Raw genomic sequence first — 26,536 nt, 5'->3', positions numbered from 1 at the left:
GCAGGGCAAAAACCATTTAAGCCAAACCATTATCTGTTACTGTAAACGCCATGAACGAAACCGAATCCCTCAGCATTAACCATCGCCTGTCCATCCCGCTGTCCGAAATCGACTTGCAAGCGATTCGTGCCCAGGGCGCCGGTGGCCAGAACGTCAACAAGGTATCCAGCGCCATTCATTTGCGCTTCGATATCAACGCCTCCAGCTTGCCAATCGCCGTCAAGGAACGTTTGCTACAAAAGAAAGACAGCCGTCTGACCAAGGATGGCATTCTGATCATCAAGGCACAGCAATTCCGCACTCAGGAAAAGAACCGCGAAGATGCACTGGAGCGTTTGGCAGAGGTGGTGCGCGAAGCCACCATCGTCCAGGCAGCTCGGGTGGCAACGCGACCGACACGCTCATCCCAGCGCAAACGCATGGACAGCAAGACTCGCCGGGGGCAGGTCAAAACCATGCGTGGCAAGGTCGATTATTAGTCCAACCCGCTGATCACTGGCCTCGCTGCTTTTTGATCAAGGCATAGGCCTGCTGGATTTGCTGGGTTTTTTCCTTCGCCAGCCGAATCATTTCGTCCGGTACGCCTTTGGCTCCCAGCTTGTCCGGATGATTCTGAGACATCAGCTTACGGTAGGTTTTCTTCAGGGTATCGTCGTCCACATCGGCCGATACGCCCAGGGTTTTGTAGGCCTGATCCAGTTGCTGACTGCGGCTCATGCCGCCGTTGCGCGACTGATGCACGGCCGATTCAATCCGCTCCTTCACCCCTTGCATTTGCGCCTGACTGATCCCCAGACGGTTCGAGAGGTGTTCAATCAAAGCCCACTCTTGTGCTGATAACTCGCCATCGGCATAGCCAATGGTCATCACCACTTCGAGAAACATCTGCGACATCGGGCCACTCATCAGCGGCCGCAACTTGGCAAGGTCGGCGTCCATTTCTTCGGTCGGTTGCTTGCCTTCCCGGAACCAGTCAATGGCTTGCTGGCGGGCTTCGCCCTTGAGCGCCATACGATCCATCACAAAGGTCGCGGCAGCAATTTCTTCTTCACTGACACGGCCGTCCGTTTTGGCGATCCGCCCCATGCAACGGTACAGGGTCGAGACAAACAGCGTGCGGGTCTGGCTGATTGACGCTCCCGCTGGCAGGGTGAAATTGCCGCCCATAAAGCGTTCAACGTTCTGGTCGAACAAGTGACCCACAAAGGCACCTACAATGGCGCCGAAAGGTCCACCGGTCATCAGGCCGAGCATGCTGCCCATGGCCTTACCCATCCATAGCATCAGACGTTCTCCATTAATTGTTGTTCAAGCTGTTGCAACCGCTGCGGTGTGCCGACGTCCACCCACTGGCCGTCCAGTTTGCGTCCTGCCACCCGGCCCTTGGCCATGGCCTCGCGCAACACAGGCGCAAGCGCGCGTTTGCCGGGTTCGTAGCCTGCCAGTAACCGTGGGTGAATCAGTGAAATTCCCGCAAACGTGAGACATTCTTCCTGCTCCTGAGCTTGCGAAGCCAGGTCAGACGGCTGCGCCTGGCTACTGGGGTCGATTACCTGCATGCTTTTTAAAATGAAATCGCCGTTCGGGTTGTGGTCCGGGTTATCGACCAGCCACAGCAGCGCATCACAGTCGCTGCCCAGCATATTGGCTTGCAGCAAGTCTGCGGCCTGCTGGTAGTTCCAGTTGGTCCACACATCGCCATTGATCAGCAAAAATGGTTCAGGTTCTGTCCTCCCGTACTGCTGTGACCGGCATGACTTTGACCGGGACAACTCTGACCTGGACAGTTCTGACCGGCACAGCAGAGGCAAGGCATTCAGTATGCCACCCGCGGTTTCCAGCGCCTCGGATTCCGCCGAATACTGAATCCGGCAGCCGAGCGATTCGCCATCGCCCAGTGCCTCTTCAATCATTTGCCCCAGCCAGGCGTGGTTTATCACCAGATCGTTGAATCCGGCAGCCACCAGCTTTTCAATGTGATGCTGAATCAGTGGTTTGCCCGCCAGCGGCAGCAGTGGCTTGGGGCAATGGTCCGTTAACGGCGCCATGCGCTGACCGCGACCGGCGGCCAGTATCATGGCTTTGTATGGCAAGGCGGTTGCAGTCATTGGGTCAGCTTGTCCAATGCCGGAATCAGTCGTTGTGCCAGCCAGTCGTGGAAAGGTTGCAGCTCCGGGTAACGGGCAGACACTTCCACCAGGTACTGACAGGTGTTTGGCACATCGGCCAGATAAGTCGGCTTGCCATCGCGTAGGTTCAGGCGCGCAAAAATACCGGCGGCCTTGATATGACGTTGCATGCCCATCAGGTCGACATCACGAACAAACTGCGTCCAGTCGCCACGGTAACGGCCCGCCGGGCGAGCCAGTTCCCAGTAATGAGCCATCAGCTCTTCAACCATGGTCTGGGGCCAGCGTACATAGCAGTCGCGCAGCAGTGAGACCAAATCGTACGTCGCCGGGCCGGCCACTGCGTCCTGAAAATCAATAACCCCAAGCTTGCCCTCTTCCAGCACCATCAGGTTGCGGGAATGGTAATCGCGGTGCACCGTCACCACCGGCTGTGCCAACGCTTCCCGTTGCAACAACGCAAAGGTGTCAGTCAGCATTTGCTGTTCGGAATCGCTCAGCGCCAGCTCCAGTTGCTGCAAGCAAAGCCAGTCGCGGAACAACGCCATTTCGGTTTGCAACAGCTCGGCGTCGTATTTTGGCAGCTCGGCACAGGGAACGCCCTGCAAGTGCACCAGCTGCTCAATCGCGCCTCGATACAGCGCCAGAATCGTTGCCTCATTGGCGCTGTCTTCGTGCAAGGCCGCCCACAGCAAGGTGTCGCCGAAGTCTTCCAGCAGCATAAAACCCTGTTCAATGTCGGAGCCGATGACTCTGGGCACGGTGACATCGTGCGAGCGCCATTCGTTGGCAATGGCGATAAACCGGGGGTTGTCTTCTTTTTCCGGTGGTGCATCCACCAGAATCCAGCTGCGGCCCATGCCTCGCAGGCGGAAATAACGGCGAAAACTGGCGTCGCCTGACACCATCTCAACACTGGCATCAAGCGCCAGATCTGCTTCACGACGAATAATGTGCGTCGCCCACTCAACCAATCGATCCAATCGCAGGTCCATGCTGGCCTCAGATGCTTTTCTTTGCGAACTAAAATTGCGCGCATTGTGCGTCCCCCGTATCATCTGCGCGCTGGGAACTTTAGGTATAAACCAAACGGGGACGAATCAGTGATCTTACCCGCATTGGAAGGTTCCGCAACCGGATCGCTCCATCACCCGAACACGCATCAGGGCATTCATGCACAGCAGGCCGACCAGTACATTTTTTTCCTCTTCAACGTCGGCCTCTCGAGATTGGCACGGCGCTGGCGCACAGTCCGTGGCCACCACGACCGATGCCAGCCCAACGGCGCTGACTGCCCGTCCGGTTAACCGGCTGGCGGCCGCGATTCTGTCAACCGCCCTTACCGGGCTGTTCAGTCACACGGCTTATGCCGATTCAGCCAATGATCAGACCGCGACTGACACAGCCGAGTCCACGACCACCCCGTCGACAGACGACATGATCCTCAATATCGAGCCGCGACCGTACCTGAACTGGTACCCGCGTTCAGTGTTGAGCGCCGAGGAAGCCGCTTCGCTGCCGGATTTCTGCAACGGCATGTATAAATCATCCGCCCTCAGCACCTTGCCAGACGGCAAACTGATTGCCGAAGCCGACCAGGCTGAGCTGGATAACCAGGGCAATACCGATCTGTCCGGCCGGGTTGATATGCGCTACAGCAACAACCGTCTGGCTGCGGATAGCGCCCATTGGGATGCCCGGATGCAAACCGCCCGCTTCGAGGGCGATGTACAAGTAGAAAACGACGCCGTCAGCATTCATGGCGGTTCGGCCAGCTATAAGCACGAGAGCGACCACGACAGCCAGGGCAACGCGGTCAGCGAACTGGCCTTGCAAGATGCAGAATATTCTCTGCCCGACAGTCACATGCGCGGTACCGCAGGCTCGATGCAAACCCGCTCGGACGGTGTCATCAAGCTCGAAAACGCCACTGTGACCTGGTGTGAACCGGGCCACAATGATTGGAAAATCGCCGCCAGCGAAATCAATCTGGATCAGCAGCGCGGCGTCGGCAGCGCCTGGAACACCCGTCTGGAAATCATGGATGTCCCGGTTTTCTGGCTGCCCTATTACCGCTTCCCGATTGATGACCGCCGTGCCACCGGCTTTCTTGATCCGTCGTTCTCACTGGGCGGCGACGCTGGTTTGCAAGAGCTGAAAACGCCGTTCTACCTCAACCTTGCCGAGAACCTCGACGCCACGCTGACGCCGCACTACGTTAACCAGCACGGCTGGCTGTGGGAGTCGCAGCTGCGTCACAAAACCCGTTTGCTGGGCGACGGCGAGCTGAACTACGCTTTCCTCAATCAGGACGCCAGCACCGAAGAAGAGCGCTGGCTGATTAACTATCAGCAGGCCGGGGATATTTCCGAACACTGGAGCCACCGCTGGGTGTACAACCACATCAGCGATAACGACTACCTGTCGGATTTCAACTCTGCCGCCGGGATCGACCGCTCTACCCATATGCCGCGTCGTGGCGAGATCAATTACTGGAATCAGGGAGTCGACTTCACCCTGATGGCGGAAGCCTACCAAACCATCTCGGATTCCATTTCATTGGCCGAACGCCCCTACAAGCGTTTGCCACAGGCGAGCCTGAGTTACAGCAACGAATTCACCAGCAGCAGTCCGTGGCAGCTGGATGCCCTGCTGCAAGCCAGCAACTTCAGCCGCGACCAGCAAGCCAGCATCAATGGCGAATCCCAGACTCTGAGTGGTCTTGATGCGGTCAACGGCAAGCGTCTGGTCGCCGATGCCAGCGTTGGCTACCGCCTGCAAACCAGCTACAGCTACATTGAGCCTGCGGTCACCTACCGCTACCGCGCCTACCAGCTGACCAGCGATGACGACAGCTACAACGTCGACGCTTCCGTGCAGCACGGTCAGGCCCGCTACAGCCTCGACAGCGGACTGTTTCTGGAACGGCCATTGAGCTGGTTCGGTACTCACCAGACCCAAACCCTGGAGCCACGCCTGTACTGGGTTAAAAGCCCTTACATTCTGGGTCAGGACGAAATCCCGGCGTTTGATACCAAGGTCACCAGCACCAGCTACGACAGTCTGTTTACCGGCGACCGCTTCACCGGTTACGACCGCCTTGCCGACCTCGATCAGGTCAGCCTCGGTTTCACCAGCCGTATCATCGACGAAGAAGGCGATGAGTGGCTGCGTTTCAGCATTGGCCGGGTCAACTTCTCCGGTGACCGCAAGGTTCAGCTGGAAGCCGATGAAGTCAACGACAGCCACGCCACCTCCTCGACCATTGCCGAACTGGAGTGGCGCCCCAATAATCATTGGGGTATCTACAACACGCTGGAGTGGGATTCCTACGCCAACTTTGCTCGTCAAAGCCGACTGGGCATTCGTTATCGGCCGGAAACCAACCGCATGTTGAACTTGTCCGTCAACAAGGTTCAGAGTGAAGACGCCGACAGCGGCAGCATTGATACCGATATCTATCAGGCCGACGTCAATGGCTACTGGGCGTTAAATGACAGCTGGGCATTGATAGGTCGAGTACTGCGGGATATGAAACACTACGACGCCGGCGAGCGACGTCCGGAAAGTAATGTTCTGGAGTCACTGGCCGGTTTCGAATATCAGAACTGCTGCTGGCGCTTCCAGCTCATGTATAAGGAAACCTCTCCGACTGCGGATGACGATTCTCAATACAGTACCGAGAAGAGCGACAGCATCATGTTCAGCATTCAGCTCAAGGGACTCAGCACATTGGGTGGCGGCGCCGACGCCACGCTGAAGAACGCGATTCAGGGTTACACCAGACGACAGTATCATGACTATTAACAAGATTTTGCTTACTTGCGCCGCCGTACTGGCCAGCGCCCTCAGCCATGCCAAGCCGGTTCTGATCGACCAGGTGGCCGTTATCGTCGAAGACGATGTGATTATGGAAAGCCAACTGGATCAGCGGGTTGAAACCGTCAAGCTGCAAAACCGCAACGCTAACCTGCCACCGGACAACGTGCTGCGGCAGCAGGTACGTGACCGCCTGGTGGAAGAAAGCATCCAGCTGCAAATGGCCCAGCGCATTGGTATTCGTATCAGCGACGCCCAGCTCAACGAAGCACTGCAACGCATTGCCGCCCAGAACAAGATGTCGCTGGAGCAGTTCCGCAACGCTATGGAAGCCGAAGGCGTGCCGTTTGCTTCAGCCCGCGAGCAGATCAAAAACGAAATGATCACCAGCCGCTTGCAGCGTATCCGGGTTGGCGAAACCATTCAGATCACCGACAAGGACGTGGATTACTTCCTGCAATCCGAAGCCGGCAAACTGGCATCGGCTGCCGAATACCGTCTGGGCCACATTCTGGTATCAGTACCGGCTGACGCCAACGCCAGCCAATTGCAGAAAGCCGAATTGAAAGCCCGTGCGCTGGCTCAGCGCATTCGTGAAGGTGCCCGGTTCTCAGACGTTGCCATCTCCTCCTCCGATGGCCGTAACGCCCTCAAAGGCGGAGATCTGGGCTGGCGTAAAGAAGGCCAGCTGCCGGGTATTTTTGCGGCGGTTGTGCCCAAGCTGAAAGTTGGCGAGGTCTCCGACCCGATCCGCAGCTCCAGTGGTTATCATCTGGTGGCGGTGACCGACAAGCGCGGCGGCAACAGCCAGCTGATTACCCAGTACAAGGTTCGCCACATACTGGTCGGCCCGAACGAACTGCGTAACAAGCAGCAAGCCGAAGAACTGATTACCTCGATTTATGAGCGCCTGCAAAACGGCGAAGACTTCGCCGCACTGGCAAAAGAATACAGCGACGATCCAGGCAGCGGTGCCAATGGCGGCGATCTCGGCTGGGCCAGCCCGGGCGACATGGTTCCGGAGTTTGACCGTACCATGCAGCAGTCCGAAATCGGCCACATCACAGCACCGTTTGAAACCCAGTTTGGCTGGCACATCCTGCAAGTGGAAAACACCCGCGAAACCGACATCGGTGAGCAGGTACAACGCAACCAGGTGCGCCAACTGCTGTACAGCCGTCGTTTTGAAGAAGAATTACCAATCTGGTTGCGTAAAATCCGTTCCGAGGCGTACGTAGATATCAAGGAGCGTTCATGATCCATCGGCTGGCCATCACGGCGGGCGAACCTGCTGGCATCGGTCCTGATCTGTGCATTCAACTGGCACAGCAAGGCAGTGACCACCAGCTGATCGTGATTGCAGACCCAACCCTGCTGCAACAACGGGCCGGCCTTTTGGGCTTGCCGTTGCAGTTGATTGAGTTCGACCCGCAACAAGCGCCACAGGCAACCGCACCGGGGCAGCTGTTCTACGCTGACGTCCGGCTTGCTGCCAGCGCCGAGGCCGGTGTCTTGAATGCGGCCAACGGCCAGTACGTACTGGATACGCTGACCCACGCAGCCCAAGGCTGTCAGGATGGCGACTGGGATGCCATCGTGACCGCCCCTGTGCACAAGGGCGTGATCAACGACGCCGGCGTTGCTTTCAGCGGCCACACGGAATATTTCCGCGACTTTGCCGAAATCGAAGAAGTGGTGATGATGCTGGCCACTGAAGACCTGCGCGTGGCACTGGTAACGACTCACTTGCCGTTGAAAGACGTGCCAGCAGCCATTACCCCGGACCGCATCCAGCGCGTGACTCGTATCCTGAACAACGACCTGAAAACCTTCTTTGGCTGTCAGCAGCCTCGTATTCTGGTCGCCGGGCTCAACCCCCACGCCGGTGAAGATGGCCACCTGGGTCGTGAAGAACTGGATGTGATTATTCCGACGCTGGAGCAGTTGCGTGGCGAAGGCATGAACCTGATTGGTCCACTGCCCGCAGACACCCTGTATACGCCGAAGCATTTGCAACACGCCGATGCCACGCTGGCGATGTACCACGATCAGGGCCTGCCCGTGCTGAAATTCCACGGTTTTGGCCGTGCCGCCAACATCACATTGGGTCTACCCTTTATCAGAACCTCAGTGGATCACGGCACTGCCCTGGATCTGGCCGGAACAGGCAAAGCCGATATGGGCAGCCTGCAAACCGCCATCAACGTCGCCGTACAAATGGCCAGCAGCCGTTCCGCCTGAAACAGACACAAACAGCAGAACCTGCGCCTGAACCCAAGAATTCCAAGCCCGCCAGCCCTCACGGGCGGGCCAGCAAGAGCCAAGCTATGAAAGCCAATATGCATGGGCACAAAGCCCGAAAACGTTTCGGTCAGAACTTCCTGCACGATCCGTACATCATCAGCAAGATCGTTGGTGCCATTCACCCACTACCTACCGACTGTCTGGTGGAAGTGGGCCCGGGCATGGGTGCCCTGACCGAACCGCTGCTGGAAGCCTCCGGCAAGCTCAACGTGGTTGAACTGGACCGCGATCTGATCCCGATTCTGCGGACCAAGTTTTTCAACTACCCGGAATTCAAAATCTACGAAGGCGATGCGCTGAAGTTTGATTTCAGCCAACTGCTGGAACCGGGTCAGCGTCTGCGTATTGTCGGCAACCTGCCGTACAACATCTCAACGCCGCTGATCTTCCACTTCCTCAGCCACCACGCGCAGGTGCAAGACATGCACTTTATGCTGCAAAAAGAAGTGGTTGAGCGTTTAGGCGCGGTCCCGGGCAATGGCGACTACGGCCGCCTCAGCATCATGGCACAGTACTACTGCAAGGTAGAGCCGCTGTTTATTGTTGGCCCAGGCTCGTTCAATCCACCACCGAAAGTGGATTCGGCCATTGTGCGAATGATTCCGTACGAAACCCTGCCGGTTCAGGCCAAAAACGTGAAGGTGCTGGAACGCGTGGTGCGCGAAGCCTTTAACATGCGTCGCAAAACCATCCGTAACACCCTCAAGAACCTGATTTCCGCCGATCAGCTGGCCGACCTGGGTATTGATACCAGTCTGCGTCCGGAGGTTCTGACCTTGCAACAATACGTCACCATTGCCGACGCAGTGTACGAACTGCAACAGCAGGAACCCCAAGAACAGCAAGACTAGCAGGAGCCCGAAATGGAACTCGGCGACAACGTCCTGATCACGGCCATGCCGCACTATCTGGACGATCAGTCAGACCCGGAGGATGAACGGTTTGTGTTCTCCTACCTGATCCGGATCTGCAACCAAAGCGATCAGGCGGTGACCTTACGGACCCGCCACTGGTTCATCACCAATGGCAACGGCAATGTGCAGGAAGTCAAAGGCGAAGGCGTGATTGGCGAACAGCCCTGCATTCAGCCCGATGATGAATTTGAATACACCTCCGGAGCGGTGCTCAGCACCCCGGTTGGCAGCATGCGTGGTTACTACGTCATGGAAGCCGATGACGGCACCCTGTTCCACGCCTCGATTCCGGTATTCACGTTGGCCTCCACCAACGCCCTGAACTGATTGGGAGCAGCAAGACTCGATGGCGACCTACGCAATTGGCGACCTTCAAGGCTGTTTCGAGCCGCTGCAGCGGCTGCTGGAACAGATTGAATACAACCCCGACGTCGACCGCATCTGGCTTGCCGGTGATTTGGTCAATCGTGGCCCCGCCAATGTGCAGGTGCTGCGTTGGGCCAAAGCCCAGGGCGATCGCGTCGTCGCGGTGCTGGGCAACCACGATCTGCACTTGTTGGCGCGCCATTATGGCAACCCCAAAAAGAGCAAGAGCGACACCATCGACGATGTGCTGAACGCCCCCGACCGTGATGAGTTAATGGACTGGCTGCGGCATTGCCCGCTGGTTCATCTGGCTGACGACCAGCAATGGTTTATGAGCCACGCCGGACTGCCGCCGGTATGGACGCCGCAACAGGCCAAACAGCTGTCGGCGGAAGTTGAACAGGTGTTACAAGGCGACCAATGCGCCGACCTGATGGAACAAATGTACGGCAATAAGCCGGACGTTTGGGAAGATGGTTTGGCTGGCATCGACCGCTGGCGCTTGATCGTCAATTATTTGACCCGAATGCGCTTTGTTGATGACCAGTGCCGTCTCGACTTCAAAGCCAAGGAAGGTCTGGAAAGTGCACCGGCCGGATTCGCCCCCTGGTTCACTCGTCCGATGAACCCGGCCACACCGTCGACTACCCGCATTCTTTTTGGTCACTGGGCAGCGCTGGAAGGACACACAGGTGCACCTCAGATTCATGCCCTCGACACCGGCTGTGTCTGGGGTGGCCGACTGACCGCCCTGCGGTTGGAAGACCAACAACGCTTTTCGGTGGCCGCGTCGCCGACCTGATATTACCTTTACCCGGAGTTTTCCATGAGCAGCTTTACCCGAATCTCTCCCGCTGACGCCAAAGCCATGATCGATGCCGGTGACGTCAACATTGCCGACATCCGCGATGCCATGAGCTACCAGTCCGGCCATATGACCGCTTCCCGTAACGTCGACAACAGCAACCTGCCGGAATTTCTGGCCGCCACCAGCAAAGACCAGCCATTGATCGTTTGCTGCTACCACGGCAACTCCAGCCAGCAAGCAGCGCAGTTCTTTGCCGAACAAGGCTACAACCAGGCCTACAGCCTCGATGGCGGCTACGAAATGTGGAAAGTGTCGTTCCCGGAGCTGTGTGCACAAGGTCAGGATTGATCCGGGTAAAGCACAACATGACCCATCTCTGACCCCACGCTGACAGAGAGGGGTCAGTAACTGTCGGCCAATACTGACAATAATTCAGCGCCATAAAAACGCGCTATTTGGTCATAAAAACCCGCCTCACCCAACTTTGGTCGACTATTCAAATGGTCAACTTTGGCCCTTCCCTCCCTCGCTGAAAATTTTACACATCCCAAAGCCCGCATTTTTCTTCTTTTATTTCAAACACTTGATATCCGGCCAGCCGATGCCAGCTCATCAAACACCCGTTATGGTCGTTTGTTTTTTAACCAGCAAAAGGCAAAACGGCACGGCCAATGCATATTACAAACAGGTGTCAGAAAAATGTTATTACTGATACACAGGCTAGACTGAACCTTGTAGTGCGGTCACAGCCAAACAAGAAATGACGCGGTGCGTTGCCTGAGACCAAGGCATCAGCGACATCAACAGACACAGATTTGACCACAACCCGAACGAGAGGAACGCCGCAGTACCGACGTCATCCGAACATTGCTATCTACCAAGCCGAAGAGGTGAACCAATGAGTGTATTCAGCCGTTTTCAAGATCGTTACCAGGCCACTCAGCAAGAAGTCATGAGCCTGCAAGACTACCTCGAGCTCTGCAAGAAAGACCCGAGCGTCTATGCCACTGCCGCCGAGCGAATGCTCATGGCAATTGGTGAACCGGAATTGGTAGACACGTCGAAAGACCTGCGTCTGTCCCGCATTTTTTCCAACAAAGTCATCAAGCGCTACCCGGCGTTCAACGAGTTCTACGGCATGGAAGAAGCCGTTGAGAGCATCGTTTCCTATTTCCGCCACGCCGCCCAGGGCCTCGAAGAACGCAAGCAGGTGCTGTACCTGTTGGGCCCGGTGGGTGGTGGTAAATCCTCGCTGGCCGAACGCCTGAAACAACTGATGCAGGCAGTGCCCTTCTATGCCATCAAAGGCTCACCGGTGTTCGAAAGCCCGTTAGGCCTGTTTGATCCGGTGGAAGACGGCCAGATTCTGGAAGAAGATTTCGGCATTCCGCAGCGCTATCTGGGCCGTGTGATGTCACCCTGGGCAGTCAAACGCCTGCACGAATTTGGCGGTGATATTTCCAAATTCGAAGTGGTGAAACTGTATCCGTCCATCCTTGATCAGACCGGCGTGGCGAAAACCGAACCGGGCGATGAGAACAACCAGGACATTTCCTCGCTGGTCGGTAAAGTCGACATCCGCAAACTGGAAGACTTCTCCCAGGATGATCCGGACGCCTACGCCTACTCCGGTGCGCTGTGCCGTGCCAACCAGGGCCTGATGGAATTCGTCGAAATGTTCAAGGCGCCGATCAAGGTGCTGCACCCACTGCTGACCGCCACCCAGGAAGGTAACTACAACGGTACCGAAGGCATGGGCGCGATTCCGTTTGAAGGCGTGATTCTGGCTCACTCCAACGAATCAGAATGGCAAGCCTTCAAGAATAACAAGAACAACGAGGCCTTCCTCGACCGGGTATACATCGTCAAGGTGCCGTACTGCCTGCGTGTGAACGAGGAAGTTAAAATCTACGAAAAACTGCTGGAACACAGCTCGTTGTCTGATGCCCCATGCGCGCCAGACACACTGAAAATGCTGGCCAAGTTCACCGTGCTGTCACGCCTGAAAGAGCCGGAAAACTCCAGCGTGTACTCGAAGATGCGCATCTACAACGGTGAAAACCTCAAGGACACCGATCCAAAAGCCAAATCGATCCAGGAATACCGCGACGCGGCGGGTGTGGACGAAGGCATGGCCGGTATCTCGACCCGTTTCGCCTTCAAGATTCTGTCCAAGGTATTCAACTTCGACAGCACTGAAGTGGCGGCTAACCCCGTACACCTGATGTACGTACTCGAACAGGCAATCGAACAGGAGCAGTACCCGGAAGATACCCACAACCGCTACCTCAACTACCTGAAAGAGTACATGGCCCACGAATACGTCGACTTTATCGGCAAGGAAATCCAGACCGCTTACCTGGAATCCTACTCCGAATACGGCCAGAACATCTTCGACCGTTACGTGACCTACGCCGACTTCTGGATTCAGGATCAGGAATACCGTGATCCGGAAACCGGCGAAATGCTGGATCGTGCGTCGATCAACGAAGAACTGGAGAAAATCGAGAAATCCGCCGGTATCTCCAATCCGAAGGACTTCCGCAACGAGATCGTCAACTTCGTGCTGCGTGCCCGCGCCAACAACAACGGCAACAACCCGAGCTGGCAGTCTTACGAAAAAATGCGCTCTGTGATCGAGAAGAAGATGTTCTCCAACACAGAAGACCTGCTGCCAGTAATCTCCTTCTCGGCCAAGTCTTCCAACGACGATCAGAAGAAACACGACGACTTCGTGGCTCGGATGACCGAACGTGGCTACACCGAGAAACAGGTTCGCCTGCTGGCCGAATGGTACCTGCGTGTGCGTAAGTCGCAGTAATTCCTGAGTAAAAAGGGAATTAACCAGCAACACCAATGCGCCTCTGCCGATCCAAATCAGGTTTGCAGAGGCGCTATAAAGATTGATCAAGAACTCGCCAGGTGCGGGTTACCAATACTGAGGGCGGAAGAAAGCGTGACGAGCGATGGTAAGACAAGGCAAATTCTGGCAAGCGAGCGGAGTGTATAAGTCATACATGAGCATCGCGAGTCAGAATTAACGCCGTATTACCGAGCGCAGTAGCTTTCAGCTCCTCATGAGGAGGCTAGATGTCTTACATTATCGATCGACGTTTAAACGGCAAAAACAAAAGCATGGTCAACCGCCAGCGCTTTCTGAAACGCTATCGCGGCCACATCAAGGAAGCGGTATCGGACGCCGTCAACCGTCGTTCCATCACCGACATGGAACGCGGTGAGCAAATCAGCATTCCTACCCGCAACACCCACGAGCCAATGATTACCCACGGTCAGGGTGGCAAATCCCATCGCGTATTTCCAGGCAACAAGGAATTCAACACCGGCGACCAGCTGGAAAAACCGAAAGGTGGCGGCGGCGGCTCAGGTTCTGGCCAGGCCAGCAATCAGGGCGAAGGCGAAGATGACTTCAGCTTTTTTATTACCAAAGACGAGTTCCTGAATTATCTGTTTGATGACCTGGAACTGCCCAACATGATCAAGAAGTCGCTGTCGCAATCGAAAGAGTTCAAGACCCGCCGGGCAGGCTTTGTGTCGGAAGGTACACCCAACAACCTGTCGGTGGTGAAATCCTTGCGCAATGCCCACGCCCGTCGCATCGGCATGGGCGCTGGCAAGCGCCGCAAAATCAAGGAATTGCAGGCTCAAATTGAAGAACTGATTGCCGCTGGTAAACCCGATGACGACAGCGTCATTGCAGGCCTCAAGGCCGACATTGCCGAACTTGAGAAGAAGCTCAAGATGCTGCCCTTCATCGACGAGCTCGATCTGCGTTATCGCAATCAGGTCAAGGTGCCAATGCCCTCCAGCAAGGCAGTGATGTTCTGTTTGATGGACGTTTCCGGCTCCATGACTCAGGACGTCAAGGATTTGGCCAAACGCTTCTACCTGCTTCTGTACCTGTTCCTTGAGAAAAACTACGAACACATCGAGATCGTCTTTATTCGCCACCACACCAGCGCCAAGGAAGTGGACGAACAAGAGTTCTTCTACTCCCGTGAAACCGGCGGCACCATTGTCTCCAGCGCACTGAAGCTGATGGATCAGGTGGTGCAGGAACGTTATCTGGAAGGTGACTGGAACATCTACGCTGCACAGGCTTCCGACGGCGACAACTGGGACGACGATTCCCCGCTGTGCGCCCAGATTCTGTCCGAAAACCTGCTACCAGCAATTCAGCATTTTGCCTATGTGGAAATCACGCCGCATGAGCATCAGGCCCTGTGGTACGCCTATCAGGGCGTGGCACAAGCCAACGCCAGCAAATTTGCTACCGCCCAAATCCGGGGAGCCGGCGACATTTATCCGGTATTCCGCGAACTGTTCGCCAAAGAGCGATACAAGGAGGCCGTATGAGTCTCAATAGCGATATCTACAAAGACGATCCGCGCGCTAAAACCTACCTGTCGACCGATTCCGACTGGAACTTTGAGCTGCTGGAAAAGTACGACAGCGAGATTGCCAAAATCGCCGCCAAGTACCGTCTGGATACCTACCCGAATCAGATTGAAATCATCAGCGCTGAGCAGATGATGGACGCCTATTCGTCGGTGGGCATGCCGATTGGCTACAACCACTGGTCCTACGGCAAACAGTTCCTGTCGACCCAGAAAAACTACCAGCGTGGCCAGATGGGCCTGGCCTACGAGATCGTGATCAACTCCGACCCGTGTATTGCCTACCTGATGGAAGAGAACACCATGCCAATGCAGGCACTGGTGATCGCCCATGCCTGCTACGGCCATAACTCCTTTTTCAAGGGTAACTACCTGTTCAAGACCTGGACCGACGCCAGTTCCATCATCGACTACCTGCTGTTCGCCAAGAACTACGTGCGTAAGTGCGAAGAGCGCTACGGCCAGGAAGAAGTTGAGCAGATGCTGGATGCGTGTCATGCGCTGCAGAACTACGGCGTCGACCGCTATCGTCGTCCTCGCCCTATTTCTGCGGCCGAAGAGCGCCTGCGCCAGCAAGAGCGGGAAGACATATTACAGCGACAGGTGAATGACCTGTGGCGCACACTACCAAGCCGCCATGAAGAAGCTTCCGAGCAAAAGAAGCGTGTATTCCCTGACGAGCCGCAAGAGAACATCCTCTACTTCATTGAGAAAAATGCCCCACTGCTGAAGCCGTGGCAGCGCGAAATCATTCGTATCGTGCGCAAGATTTCCCAGTATTTCTATCCGCAACGCCAGACTCAGGTAATGAACGAAGGCTGGGCAACCTTCTGGCACTACACCTTACTGAACGAGCTGTACGACAAAGGCAAGGTGACCGACGGCTTTATGATGGAGATTCTTACCTCGCACACCAGCGTGGTATACCAGCCCGGTTTTGACTCGCCCTACTACAGCGGCATCAACCCCTATGCGCTGGGCTTCAACATGTTCCAGGACATCAAGCGTATTTGCGAGAACCCGACCGATGAAGACCGCGAGTGGTTCCCGGATTTTGCCGGCAAGGACTGGCTCGATACCCTGCATTTCGCCATGGAGAACTTCAAGGACGAAAGCTTTGTGCAGCAATTCCTGTCGCCACGCATGATGCGCGAATTCCACCTGTTCAGCATTTACGACGATGACGAACGTTCACACTATGAAGTAGAGGCCATTCACAATGACAACGGCTACCGCAAGGTACGGGAAATGCTGGCGCGGCAGTATGATCTGTCGATGCGTGAGCCTAATATTCAGGTGTGGTCTGTCGATCTGGAAGGTGATCGTTCACTGACCCTGCGTCATACCATGCACTATGGCACACCGCTGTCGCAGGATGTGTTTGAAGTGATGAAGCACCTGCACTTGCTGTGGGGCTTTGATATTCATCTGGACACCGTCAAGGACGGAGAAGTGATCGGACGCCGCAGCGTGCCGGAAATGAAGGTTGCCGATTAAAGACCTTCTGAGAAACGCTGCAATTCGCTCAATACCCTGCACTCCCCGTCTCGGGGTTTGCAGGTTCACCTGAAAACGACGACTTTCACTCATGTGCTCGTTTCTTTCGCCTAACTTTCGACTGGCTTTCCTTGCTTTTCCTTGCTCTTCCTTGCTTTCCCTTTCTCAGCAAGGTTCACAGAGTGCATGTACTGGTCAATTTTTGACCACAACTGTCTTACAAATCGACAATCAGACATTGCGACATACCAGCAATTATATTGCTCTATATTTCGACTATATATCAGACGTTATACGCCACCACCAACAAAAAATTATATTTTTGCGTTTAAGTCAGCCATATTTAATGGATTATTTTCCTAACTCAGTAGATTTACAAAATGTAGCAAACTATACTTCCGCCCAAATTTTGAGCACCCCAGAGCAACGACTGAATGAATCGAGTTTTAACCATTACCGCAATTACCGCCCTTTCCTTCTCTTCCATTTCTTATGCTGAAAGCATTTCTGCTGCCAAAGCAGAATTTTATGCTGGCAGCTTGTGTATGCTGTCACAGCGTATGGCTAAGGATTACTTTGCTATTGGTGCGGATATCCGCCCGGAAGTGGCCATGCAGGACCTGGATGAAAGCGTATCGCTGTTTGAAGAGCGTATTAATCTGGTAATGGATTTTGCTCACGAGCACGGCATCAACCACAGCGTCGAGCCTTTGGCAAAACTCTGGCAGGAATACCGTATGGACGTGCTGGCCAAGCCGGACAAACTGCATGCCGCTACACTGCTTAAGCACAGCGAAGCATTGCTGAAAGCCTGCAACAACAGCGTTGCCGCCATCGCCGCCGAGAGCGACTCCCCGTATGCCGAGCTGGTGCGTATTTCTGAAGAAGAAACCACCCTGGCCCAGAAGATTGCCCGCGACTACTATGCCATGTACTGGAACGTTGAAACCGATACAGTACGAGCTGATTTCCAACAGTCCATCCAGCAATTCGACCAGAACCTGACCGTTCTGCTGGGAACCAATCACAACACCCCGGAACTGACCAACCTGCTGGCTCGTGTTGAATCCCAATGGAAGTTTTCCAATGCCGGATTCAAGCTGGATAAGAACGGACAATACGTTCCGAACGTCATTTCAGTAACGACCGATTCTATTTATAAAAAGATGGAAAATATCGCCTATAAATATGAACTGTTAATGACTAAAAATTAACAGTTGTTCGATAACAATTCTCATATCGATTATAATTAGATTCATTCGTTCGCTCACACCGAAAGGACTCGGTGTTTTACATTACTGCCTTCGTTAAACCAATTTCCTTAAACCGATGTTCAGCAACCCCTATATTGATAAACTACTCTTTAATAGTCCTTTTATTGAGTAAGTTGTCCAATGATTGATGTACCACACAACGCCAGTGAATGGCTTTCCTTTGTTGTTTCGTTTTTGGCGGTCGCCGGTGTGTTTGCTGTTTGTGGGTACTGGCTAGGACGCGGGGGACCCTCTGAATAACTCTGCACAGCTCTGCGCGTGTCCTGCAGGTTGTCAGAACAAGGCGGCGAATGCAGCGAAATGACGGGTCCTTTTCAAATTCGCCAACACCGTTCTGGCGGGCTGCAGGCCGCGCCCTACGGGGATGGCAGGGCATTGCTGACTCTGTGTCGCTGATTTTTGACTTGACCCGTCAGGCCTGCAAATCAGCTTCGTGACTCAGCGTCGCCCTGTCATCCAGAGCGGGCACCGAGTTATTCAGAGGGTCCCCGGTTCAAAGGAGACGTGTAACTACCAGGCAATCACCAGATCATCACGCTGAATCGCCAGACCACCGGCATCAGATGTCATCTCTGCCACAACAAACTGCGGCTGCACCTGTTTCACCACCACTTCAGTCGCCATATCCGTCAGCTCGGTGCGTGGTTCAAGATCAAGGTTGTAGAAAGTACCGGTACGGTACACCTGTAGCTTGTCCCCCGGGCGAATGCCCGTCGCCGCACTGGCTTCAATGTGCAAACGGTTACCACGGGACGCCACCACACGTGCCATAAACGGCTGGCAACGAATCACTTCGCCAACGTCCTCCACCATTGCCGTCATCAGGTTATCAACGCTTTTGCCGTACGGGGTTTGCCAGAATTTCGGCGTTGCAAAGCCCACACTGGCATTGCGCTTCGGTGTCCAGGCACCGCTGGTTTCGTAGGTTCGTTGAAACAACATGGCACCGCTCAAACCGTCGTGAACGAACACATCAGCGACAAACTGGCGCTGGGTTGCGGTTTTCTCCAACCCCAGTAACGCAGCCCAACTGCCATTGGGATCAGACGGTACCCGGGTGCGACCCGCCTCACCCAGTTCCCGTACGACGCCAGACACCACGTACTGAGCGCCCAGCTGGGTTGCCAGTGCCACCGAGGTGGTAAGCCGTTGCTGGCTGGTTTCAAACGAAGGCGCCCGGCGCGGGTCACGGAACAAGCTGATGCGGGTAGCATCCAGTGCCTGCACATTACGGCCGCGATTCAACTGGTTGATCAGCGCACGGGGCAGATCCTGCTCAATGTTTTGCAGCCGCCCCAGCGTCGCCTGAGCTGGCCGGGCCAACCCAAAGCCAGCCACGGCAATGGCCTTGCGGTAATTCTGATTGCTGGCAGCACACAGGGTTTCCGATTCAACATCGACTTTTAAAACCACTTCATACATGCCATTGGCTTCGCCTTCGTGCAGCACTTCTACGTCGCGAATGCGCGCCTGACTGCGCAGGTCGACTTCGTCGCGATCCATCTGACCGCTGGTCATCAACTGGGTTGAACGGATGCTGGCGCCCGCCTGCAAGCTGGCCTGACGCAAGGCGTCTTTTAGGGCGTCCTCGCGGGCCTGATTGATCGAGCTGCCAATCACTGCCTGACCACTCACTTCAACCGTACGGGCGACCCCATGAGGAGCCACCAGCACCGTCATCAACAACATCCAATTAAACCATTTCATAGCCTGCTCCCGACGTGTCTGGCTGCAACAGCGGCCCCGCCTCTGTCGTCATTCGATCACTGTCACAATTCGCTCAACGTCATCATTCGATAAAATAGAAACCGGAATCCGGTACCGCTGATTCGCTGCGAACCCGGGTGTTCTGACGTTCCACAAACTGGCTAAGTTGTGCGCCGCCCAGTGGTACCCGGCAATCGATGTTCTGGCGCTGGTTATCAACCGTTTGCAAGCAATTGCGGAAGCCCTGGTCGATGGTCATTTCCAGCAAGGTTTCTACCGTGCCATCCGGCATCACGTCGGTACTGATCACCCGGGCACCGTGCAGATAGGTTTCGACGTAAGTGCGCAAGCGGTCGTTCTCAACCACCATGTCTCGCACTGTGGTACTGCCCTGAATGGCCGTACCGTAAACCCGCTCCGCCATCACCCGGTAGGCATCCATTCGAGCGGCACGAATGGCCATCAAACGCCGCTGGGCTTCAGAGCGAGTCTTGCTTTGATCCATGGCGCCATAACCCACAACCCGCAGTACCATCGGGGCTATCGGGTCGACCTGCTGTTTGACCGGAGCAAAATAATCGTCGGTACTGCTGCCCATACCGGCACTTCTCATCATGGCTTCGCTGCATCCGCCCAGTGCCGTTGCCGCCAGCATTGCGGTTGCCATTTTCCACATGGCTTTCATAAATTCGGTCTCCGATCAGAACGTCTCTGTCGGGGTTATCGGCCGCTCACCGTGCTCGCTTGAGGCTTTTTACAATCAATAACGAAATGGCCGCTCAGCGTCGGTCAAACTGGCAAGGGACCCTCTGAAAAACTCGGTGCCTGCTCTGGATGACAGGTCGCAGCTGAGTCACGAAGCTGATTTGAAGGCCTGGCTAGTCAAGTCAAAAATCAGCGACACAGAGTCAGCAATGCCCTGCCATCCCCGTAGGGCGTGGCCTGCAGGCCGCCAGAACGGTGTTGGCGAACCTGCGCGGCCCGATTTGGAAAGGGCCAGCCATTCCGCTGCATTCGCCGCGGGGTTGTTGTAGAGAGCCAATGACAACCTGCAGGACTCGCGCACGACTGCATGGATGCAGGAGGTAGGGCGAAGCCGAGAGCTGTGCACAGTTATTCAGAGGGTCCCAAAGCACGAATCCAACCGTGAAACCGGGCGCATACTGAGACAAAACCTGACAAAATGTGACGCCTGTCATAAAGTGCTGTCACGCTGACCGTATAAAAAAACAACAATTTGGTTCGGAATGCCGGGTGTTTTAACTCAGCCTTGCCGCTACTATCTGGACCAATCCATGAAAAGAAGTCTTCTGACAAACGGACAGCAGTAGCTGAACTACACTGCTGAAGACACGGTTCGATGCCGCCCCCTCACATCGCTGGCACGAACTGGAATTACAACGGAACAAGGACCCCATCATGATTAAACGTTCCCTGCTCGCCACGGCCATCGCCTCTGCCACCATTGCCTCCGCCCAGGCTTCGCCTTTCCTGCCAATGGATGCTCGCGGCCTGGCCATGGGTAGCACCGGTGTGGCCAGTGCCAAACGTGCCCACGCACCGGCCTATAACCCGTCCCTGCTGTCTCAGGGTGAACACGATGACGACTTCGCCATCCTGTTCCCGCAAGTAGGCCTCAGCGTGGCTGATGAAGAAGAAATGTATGACACCTTCATCGACATCAACGACGATCTGGTACCCGAGTTTGAAGACCTGTTTGACGACGCCACCGCCAACAACTTTGAAGACAAGGTCGATAACCTCGGTCAGGCAACTGAAGACCTTCAAGCAGCGCTTGAAGGACTGACCGCCGCCGACGTCAACAACGCCAATGCCAAAATCAGTGAAATTCGCGGCCTCAACAACAATGTCCGCAGTGCCCTGGCCGACGTCCGCAGCGATCTGACCACCGTTGATAACCTCAGCGAGCAGCTGACCAGTGAATTGAATTCGGTATCCGGCAATCCATTGAGTGGTCGTCTGGGAGTTTCTTCCGCGCTGGCATTCCCGGGCAAGGAATTCGCTGCCGCACTGAGCTTCTCTGGCAACGTTACCTTCTCTGGTCGCGCCTTCTTCAGCGCCGATGACAGCGCCTTGTTGAATGGCTATTCCGACGCCGCTGTAGCCTACGCTGACGAAGCCGACCAACTGACCAGCGACATCGACGCGTTTCTTGCCGATGCCGAAGCCGGTAACGTTGATCAGGACGATGCCGACACCATTGCCGCCCAGGCCGAAGACACCAGCAACTTCACTTCCGATACCATCACCCGTGAAGACGGTTCCAGCTACAACCTGATCGAAAACGGCGACCTGTCGGCCGACGCCGAAGACCCGGACATGACCTCCAACGTTGAAGTCATTGCCCTGGCCGTTGCCGACCTGGGTGTCTCCTTCTCCCGTGAATTCAGCTTCTGGGACAAGAAGGTCGCGATTGGTATCACTCCCAAACTGCAACGTGTCGTGACCATGCACTACGCTGCAGAAGCCGATTACGACGGTGATATCGAGCAGGAAGACCTCGAAGACGCGTCCGAAACCTACAACCACGTTAACCTGGACGTAGGTGCTTCGTTCCGCTTTGGCGCGTCCAACAAGTGGATGTTTGGTGTGGTTGGCAAGAACCTGATCAGCAAGAGCTTTGAAGTAAAAGACGCAGAGGTTAAAGGCTCTACCCTACCTCGCACGCTGGAAGGCGGCGAAGTCACCCTTGATCCACAATTCCGCGCGGGTGTTGCCTTCAACGGCGACTGGACCACACTGGCACTGGATGTTGATCTGGTTGAAAACGACCCGATCGCCTGGGAAAACCCAACCCAGTACGCCGCCATTGGTGCTGAGTTCGATATCTACAACACCCTGCAACTGCGTTTGGGTTACCGCACCAACATGAGCGTGTCGGAAGCAGAAGTCGCCTCCATCGGTCTGGGCTTCTCACCGTTTGGCGTGCACATCGACATTGCGGCAATGGCCAACCCGAACGACCCGGAAAAAGAAGCCGGTGTTGCGCTGGAAACCGGTTTCTATTTCTAAGGAACCTAATCAGCTACAACATCGAGGCCGATTCCCATATCCGGCCAAACCAAACGCCGCGGGTGACATCACCTGCGGCGTTTTTTATTCTGGCTAAACGAAATACCAACGACAGAATTGATATGAAGACGTTTCTGGTAGGCGGCGCCGTCCGTGACCAACTGCTGGGCATTGCCATCAAGGACCGCGACTGGGTTGTGGTTGGCGCAACGCCTGACGAATTGCTGCAACAAGGCTATCAGCAAGTGGGAGCCGATTTTCCGGTGTTCTTGCATCCCCAAAGCAAGGAAGAATACGCTCTTGCCCGCACCGAACGAAAATCCGGTCACGGCTATCAAGGGTTTGAGTGTCGCTTCAGTCCGGATGTCACGTTGGAAGATGACCTGTTGCGCCGCGACCTCACCATCAACGCCATGGCCCAAGGTAGCGACGGCCAGCTTGTCGACCCCTACAACGGCCAACAGGACCTGCAAAACCGCCTGTTGCGCCATGTGTCGCCAGCCTTCAGCGAAGACCCGCTGCGAGTACTGCGGGTTGCCCGCTTTGCCGCTCGCTTTGCGGCGCTGGGGTTTACCGTTGCCGATGAAACCATGACGCTGATGCGTACCATGGTGGCCAATGGCGAACTGGAACATCTGGTACCCGAACGGGTATGGCAGGAAACCCAACGGGCGCTGCTGGAACAACAGCCACAGGTGTATTTTCAGGTGCTGCGAGATTGCGGCGCTCTGGCTGTGTGGATGCCGGAATTAAATGCGCTGTTCGGCGTGCCCCAACCCGAAAAACACCACCCGGAAATCGACTGCGGTGTTCATGCGCTGATGTCTCTACAAGCGGCGGTCACACTCTCTGACGAGGTGGCAGTGCGTTGGGCAGCGCTCACCCATGATCTGGGCAAGGCACTGACGCCAGAACAAGAATGGCCACGTCACATCAAACATGAACAGCGAGGTGTCAAACCCGCCAAGGCACTGGCCAAACGGCTCAAGGCACCAAAAGACGCTGCCGAGCTATCCCGCCTCAGCAGCGAATGGCACACCCACGTTCACAGAGCATTGGAATTGCGGCCCGAGACCATTTTGAAGCTGTTTGATGGCATGGATGTCTGGCGCAGGCCAGAACGGTTTGAGCAGCTGTTGCTGGTCGCCACCGCTGATTCCCGTGGCCGCACCGGCTTTGAAACCGTCGACTACCCACAGGCGGATTTTCTGCGCCAGGCGCTCTCGGAAGCCTTGAGCATTAACGCCCGGCAAATGATCGAACAGGGAATTGAAGGCGCTGCCATCCGCCCGGCTCTGGCCGAAGCCAGAAGCCGCCATTTGGCCAACTGGAAAAAGGCGCTGGCCAGCGAATAGCCAGCGCTGACAATCAATAGCCGGCGGCTGCCAGCGAAGACGCCGAGCGTTGCAGGCTGCCTGCGGGCTCAACCTGAGTGATGGGCTGCTGGGCCACCAAAGGCCAGTAGTCAGCCACCGGGGCGTCGGATTTTGGACAAACCAGCGCAGGGGCAATGTCCAGCAAGGGTTTCAGCACAAAGGCAAAGCGCCAGATATCTGAACGCGGCAATGTCTGGCCTGCGTGGTCGCCCAGCAAGTCGTCGTACATCACCACATCAATATCCAACGCCCGGGAAGAATACTTGGCGGCATTGGGTGCCCGGCCAAACTGCATTTCAATCTGCTTCAGCAGCAACACCAGCTCGGTCAGCGACATATCGGTACTGGCCCGAACCACCAGATTGATGAAATCCGGTCCTTCAAAGCCCAACGCGGGCGACTGATACCAGGGCGATACCTGCTCAATCGTCAGTTCGTCGGACAGCACCTGCAATCCTTTGGCGATATTCAGGTCCGGCTCCATGTTGGAGCCAATACCCAGATAAACAACAGCCAAATCAGTATTCCCCACGTTCAATTTTCAAGCCGACCGCACGGGCCTGTGGCACCACCGCCGGCTTCTCAACACGAATCGACAACCACGGCATACCGAATTCCTTGGTCAATTCATCCGCCAGACGTTCAATCAGGGATTCCAGCAACTGGAAGTGCTGCGCCCGCACAAAGTTCTCAACGTACTCGGTCACTGCCGCGTAGTTAAGAGCGAACGCCAGATCGTCCGTCGCCGCCGCCTGACGAATGTCCCAGGCCATTTCAAGGTCGAACACCAACGGCTGGCGAACCTGCTTTTCCCAGTCGAAAACACCAATCACCGCGTCGACTTTCAGGCCTTCGATAAATACCTTGTCCATTGCCACCGCCCTTTATACGTTGCCAGAGTCAGCCGACGTTGCCAGTGCAGGCAGATCGACCAACGGCCAGCGAGGCACCACCGCCACCGCCAGCTCCGAAGTTTGGCCCGCCGCCAGACGACGAGCGCCAGCGTAGGCAATCATGGCACCGTTGTCGGTACAGAATTCCGGCCGAGGATAGTACACCTCGCCCTTCAGGGAGTGAGCCGTTTCACGCAGTTGCTCGCGCAAACGGCGGTTGGCACCCACGCCACCGGCAATGATCATCCGGTTTATACCGGTTTGCTTCATCGCTCGCTTGCACTTGAGCGCCAGGGTATCGACCACCGCCGACTGAAAACCCGCTGCAATATCGGCCTTGTCCTGCTCGGCCAATACGCCATCCACCGCCAGTTCAAGAATCTTTGTGCGGGTAAAGGTCTTCAAACCACTGAAGCTGAAATCCAGTCCTGGCCGGTCGGTCATTGGGCGCGGAAATGCAAAGCGCTTGTCGTCGCCCTGCTCGGCCAGCTTGCTCAGCGCCGGGCCGCCCGGATACGGCAGCCCCATCATCTTGGCGGCCTTGTCGAAGGCTTCACCGGCGGCATCGTCCAGCGACTCGCCCAGCAAGGTGTATTCACCAATACCGTCTACCTGCACCAGCTGGGTATGACCACCCGACACCAGCAGGGCAATGAACGGAAACTCCGGTGGCGTGTCTTCCAGCATCGGCGCCAGCAAATGGCCTTCCATGTGGTGCACACCAATGGCTGGTACGTCCAGCGCCCACGCCAGGGAACGGCCCATGCAAGCGCCTACCAGCAAGGCTCCGACCAGGCCAGGGCCCGAGGTATAGGCAATGCCGTCGAGGTCGGCAGTGGTCAGACCGGCGTCTGCCAGCGCCTCACGAATCAGCGGCAGGGCCTTGCGAACGTGGTCACGTGAGGCCAGTTCAGGAACCACACCACCGTATTCCGCATGCACGGCAATTTGCGAATACAGACGATGCGACAGCAACCCTTTTTCGGTGTCGTACAGCGCGATACCGGTTTCGTCGCACGATGTTTCCAGACCAAGAACCTTCATTTATTACCTGCTGAGCGTTTAAACACGGTAGCAAGGGGGCAAAAACCGCCAAATTCGGCCCATTAAACAGAGCCCAACCCCGCCAAGGCGCCCATGATACGGCTGGCCAAGTCGAATGCCAACCAATGCAGCCAACAGGGCTTTGCAAAATTCAAACAAAGGCTTTAGAATGCCCGCCCTCTAACTGGAGCCCATCGGTCTTATTGTGACAATGATCGGTTCCAAACAAAGAATTCAGCTAATACGTAGGTGATTGGATGCCAGCTGTAAAAGTTAAAGAAAACGAACCATTTGACGTAGCTCTGCGTCGTTTCAAGCGCGCTTGTGAAAAAGCCGGTGTACTGTCTGAAGTACGTCGTCGTGAACACTACGAGAAGCCAACCTGGGTACGTAAGCGTCAAGCTGCTGCTGCCGTTAAGCGTCACCTGAAGAAAGTACAGCGCGAACAGCGCAAGATGACTCGCCTGTACTAATCATTTGTTGGTAAGAATCTGGAGCACACATGAGCACTCTGGTTGAGCAAATCAAAGCATCCGTTAAAGATGCCATGCGCAACAAACAGAAAGAACGTCTTGGCACTTTGCGTTTGATCACTGCCGAATTCAAAAAGGTAGAGGTTGACGAACGTGTTGAGGTTGACGATGCCCGTGCGCTGCTGATTCTCGACAAAATGAACAAGCAACGTCGCGACTCCATTGCTCAGTATACTGAAGCAGGTCGTGACGAGCTGGCAGCCGCTGAGCAAGCCGAAATCGACGTGATCAGCGAATTCCTGCCGCAGGCCCTGAGCGAAGATGAGCTGAACCAGCTCGTTGCTGATGCCATTGCACAGTCCGGTGCTGCTTCAATGCAGGACATGGGCAACGTTATGGGCATCCTCAAACCACAGGTGCAAGGCCGCGCCGATATGGCGCAAGTCAGCCGAATGGTCAAAGATCAGCTCGGTTAAGCAACTGG

At 55.7% G+C, this 26,536-nt stretch carries 24 protein-coding genes; 16 read left to right on the top strand and 8 right to left on the bottom strand.

Annotation, left to right across the window (positions count from 1 at the left end; genetic code table 11):
• The first annotated feature begins 50 nt into the window (after positions 1–50).
• A complete protein-coding gene (gene arfB, locus ACXADJ_RS00865) occupies positions 51–479 on the top strand; it encodes an alternative ribosome rescue aminoacyl-tRNA hydrolase ArfB (protein WP_475062020.1) in 429 nt (142 codons plus the stop codon).
• A gap of 13 nt (positions 480–492) precedes the next feature.
• On the opposite strand, the gene djlA is transcribed toward arfB, so the two are convergent.
• The 3 genes from djlA to ACXADJ_RS00850 are packed head-to-tail and all read right to left on the bottom strand — an operon-like array spanning position 493 to position 3,124.
• Positions 493–1,284, bottom strand: a complete 792-nt coding sequence (gene djlA / locus ACXADJ_RS00860; RefSeq protein ID WP_036537539.1) for a co-chaperone DjlA — start codon at positions 1,282–1,284, stop codon at positions 493–495.
• Positions 1,284–2,108 (bottom strand): nucleotidyltransferase family protein, encoded by an 825-nt coding sequence (locus ACXADJ_RS00855; protein WP_475062018.1) that lies wholly within the window; start codon positions 2,106–2,108, stop codon positions 1,284–1,286. The genes djlA and ACXADJ_RS00855 overlap by 1 nt, the downstream gene beginning before the upstream one ends.
• Positions 2,105–3,124 (bottom strand): aminoglycoside phosphotransferase family protein, encoded by a 1,020-nt coding sequence (locus ACXADJ_RS00850; protein WP_475062016.1) that lies wholly within the window; start codon positions 3,122–3,124, stop codon positions 2,105–2,107. The genes ACXADJ_RS00855 and ACXADJ_RS00850 overlap by 4 nt, the downstream gene beginning before the upstream one ends.
• Positions 3,125–3,383: 259 nt before the next feature.
• Between ACXADJ_RS00850 and ACXADJ_RS00845 the strand changes: the two genes are divergently transcribed.
• From ACXADJ_RS00845 to ACXADJ_RS00795, 11 genes are all read left to right on the top strand, one after another.
• Positions 3,384–5,936, top strand: a complete 2,553-nt coding sequence (locus ACXADJ_RS00845; RefSeq protein WP_475062014.1) for an LPS-assembly protein LptD — start codon at positions 3,384–3,386, stop codon at positions 5,934–5,936.
• Positions 5,926–7,206 (top strand): peptidylprolyl isomerase, encoded by a 1,281-nt coding sequence (locus ACXADJ_RS00840; protein ID WP_475062012.1) that lies wholly within the window; start codon positions 5,926–5,928, stop codon positions 7,204–7,206. Before ACXADJ_RS00845 ends, ACXADJ_RS00840 begins: the two co-directional genes overlap by 11 nt.
• Entirely contained in the window at positions 7,203–8,189 is a 987-nt protein-coding gene (pdxA, locus tag ACXADJ_RS00835) for a 4-hydroxythreonine-4-phosphate dehydrogenase PdxA (protein ID WP_475062009.1), read from the top strand. The genes ACXADJ_RS00840 and pdxA overlap by 4 nt, the downstream gene beginning before the upstream one ends.
• Positions 8,190–8,275: 86 nt before the next feature.
• Positions 8,276–9,103 carry a 16S rRNA (adenine(1518)-N(6)/adenine(1519)-N(6))-dimethyltransferase RsmA gene (gene rsmA, locus ACXADJ_RS00830; protein WP_475062007.1) on the top strand — a complete coding sequence of 276 codons (828 nt, stop codon included), beginning with the start codon at positions 8,276–8,278 and terminating at the stop codon, positions 9,101–9,103.
• Positions 9,104–9,115: 12 nt separating this feature from the next.
• The gene (gene apaG / locus ACXADJ_RS00825; RefSeq protein WP_028294987.1) at positions 9,116–9,493 is read left to right on the top strand and encodes a Co2+/Mg2+ efflux protein ApaG; all 378 of its coding nucleotides are present in this window, start codon (positions 9,116–9,118) and stop codon (positions 9,491–9,493) included.
• 19 nt (positions 9,494–9,512) lie between these two features.
• Positions 9,513–10,334 carry a symmetrical bis(5'-nucleosyl)-tetraphosphatase gene (locus ACXADJ_RS00820; protein ID WP_475062005.1) on the top strand — a complete coding sequence of 274 codons (822 nt, stop codon included), beginning with the start codon at positions 9,513–9,515 and terminating at the stop codon, positions 10,332–10,334.
• Between the two features lie 24 nt (positions 10,335–10,358).
• Entirely contained in the window at positions 10,359–10,688 is a 330-nt protein-coding gene (glpE, locus tag ACXADJ_RS00815; RefSeq protein ID WP_475062003.1) for a thiosulfate sulfurtransferase GlpE, read from the top strand.
• Positions 10,689–11,238: 550 nt separating this feature from the next.
• Positions 11,239–13,161: a PrkA family serine protein kinase gene (locus tag ACXADJ_RS00810; RefSeq protein WP_028294984.1), complete on the top strand. Its 1,923-nt coding sequence runs from the start codon at positions 11,239–11,241 to the stop codon at positions 13,159–13,161.
• A 269-nt stretch (positions 13,162–13,430) separates the two neighbouring features.
• Positions 13,431–14,714 (top strand): YeaH/YhbH family protein, encoded by a 1,284-nt coding sequence (locus ACXADJ_RS00805; RefSeq protein WP_028294983.1) that lies wholly within the window; start codon positions 13,431–13,433, stop codon positions 14,712–14,714.
• Entirely contained in the window at positions 14,711–16,252 is a 1,542-nt protein-coding gene (locus tag ACXADJ_RS00800; RefSeq protein WP_475062000.1) for a SpoVR family protein, read from the top strand. Before ACXADJ_RS00805 ends, ACXADJ_RS00800 begins: the two co-directional genes overlap by 4 nt.
• Positions 16,253–16,686: 434 nt before the next feature.
• Entirely contained in the window at positions 16,687–17,466 is a 780-nt protein-coding gene (locus tag ACXADJ_RS00795) for a hypothetical protein (RefSeq protein ID WP_475061998.1), read from the top strand.
• A gap of 570 nt (positions 17,467–18,036) precedes the next feature.
• On the opposite strand, the gene ACXADJ_RS00790 is transcribed toward ACXADJ_RS00795, so the two are convergent.
• On the bottom strand, positions 18,037–19,233 hold the full coding sequence (locus ACXADJ_RS00790) for a flagella assembly protein FlgT (RefSeq protein ID WP_475061996.1): 1,197 nt from the start codon (positions 19,231–19,233) through the stop codon (positions 18,037–18,039).
• A gap of 82 nt (positions 19,234–19,315) precedes the next feature.
• Positions 19,316–19,918 carry an LPP20 family lipoprotein gene (locus tag ACXADJ_RS00785; RefSeq protein ID WP_028294979.1) on the bottom strand — a complete coding sequence of 201 codons (603 nt, stop codon included), beginning with the start codon at positions 19,916–19,918 and terminating at the stop codon, positions 19,316–19,318.
• A gap of 734 nt (positions 19,919–20,652) precedes the next feature.
• Between ACXADJ_RS00785 and traF the strand changes: the two genes are divergently transcribed.
• The gene (gene traF, locus ACXADJ_RS00780; protein WP_475061993.1) at positions 20,653–22,266 is read left to right on the top strand and encodes a conjugal transfer protein TraF; all 1,614 of its coding nucleotides are present in this window, start codon (positions 20,653–20,655) and stop codon (positions 22,264–22,266) included.
• Positions 22,267–22,388: 122 nt separating this feature from the next.
• Positions 22,389–23,621, top strand: a complete 1,233-nt coding sequence (locus ACXADJ_RS00775; protein WP_475061991.1) for a multifunctional CCA addition/repair protein — start codon at positions 22,389–22,391, stop codon at positions 23,619–23,621.
• Positions 23,622–23,634: 13 nt separating this feature from the next.
• On the opposite strand, the gene folK is transcribed toward ACXADJ_RS00775, so the two are convergent.
• The 3 genes from folK to tsaD are packed head-to-tail and all read right to left on the bottom strand — an operon-like array spanning position 23,635 to position 25,579.
• The gene (gene folK / locus ACXADJ_RS00770) at positions 23,635–24,159 is read right to left on the bottom strand and encodes a 2-amino-4-hydroxy-6-hydroxymethyldihydropteridine diphosphokinase (RefSeq protein ID WP_051219624.1); all 525 of its coding nucleotides are present in this window, start codon (positions 24,157–24,159) and stop codon (positions 23,635–23,637) included.
• Position 24,160: 1 nt separating this feature from the next.
• On the bottom strand, positions 24,161–24,514 hold the full coding sequence (gene folB, locus ACXADJ_RS00765; RefSeq protein ID WP_475061989.1) for a dihydroneopterin aldolase: 354 nt from the start codon (positions 24,512–24,514) through the stop codon (positions 24,161–24,163).
• Positions 24,515–24,526: 12 nt separating this feature from the next.
• On the bottom strand, positions 24,527–25,579 hold the full coding sequence (tsaD, locus tag ACXADJ_RS00760) for a tRNA (adenosine(37)-N6)-threonylcarbamoyltransferase complex transferase subunit TsaD (protein ID WP_475061987.1): 1,053 nt from the start codon (positions 25,577–25,579) through the stop codon (positions 24,527–24,529).
• A gap of 257 nt (positions 25,580–25,836) precedes the next feature.
• Between tsaD and rpsU the strand changes: the two genes are divergently transcribed.
• A complete protein-coding gene (rpsU, locus tag ACXADJ_RS00755) occupies positions 25,837–26,052 on the top strand; it encodes a 30S ribosomal protein S21 (RefSeq protein WP_028294974.1) in 216 nt (71 codons plus the stop codon).
• A 29-nt stretch (positions 26,053–26,081) separates the two neighbouring features.
• Entirely contained in the window at positions 26,082–26,528 is a 447-nt protein-coding gene (locus ACXADJ_RS00750) for a GatB/YqeY domain-containing protein (RefSeq protein ID WP_028294973.1), read from the top strand.
• Positions 26,529–26,536 lie beyond the last annotated feature (8 nt).

The sequence above is a fragment of the Oceanobacter sp. ABM4_470 genome (assembly GCF_056158645.1).
The sequence above is the reverse complement of the archived record's forward strand: the minus strand, read 5'-3'. Positions and strand labels throughout refer to the sequence as shown.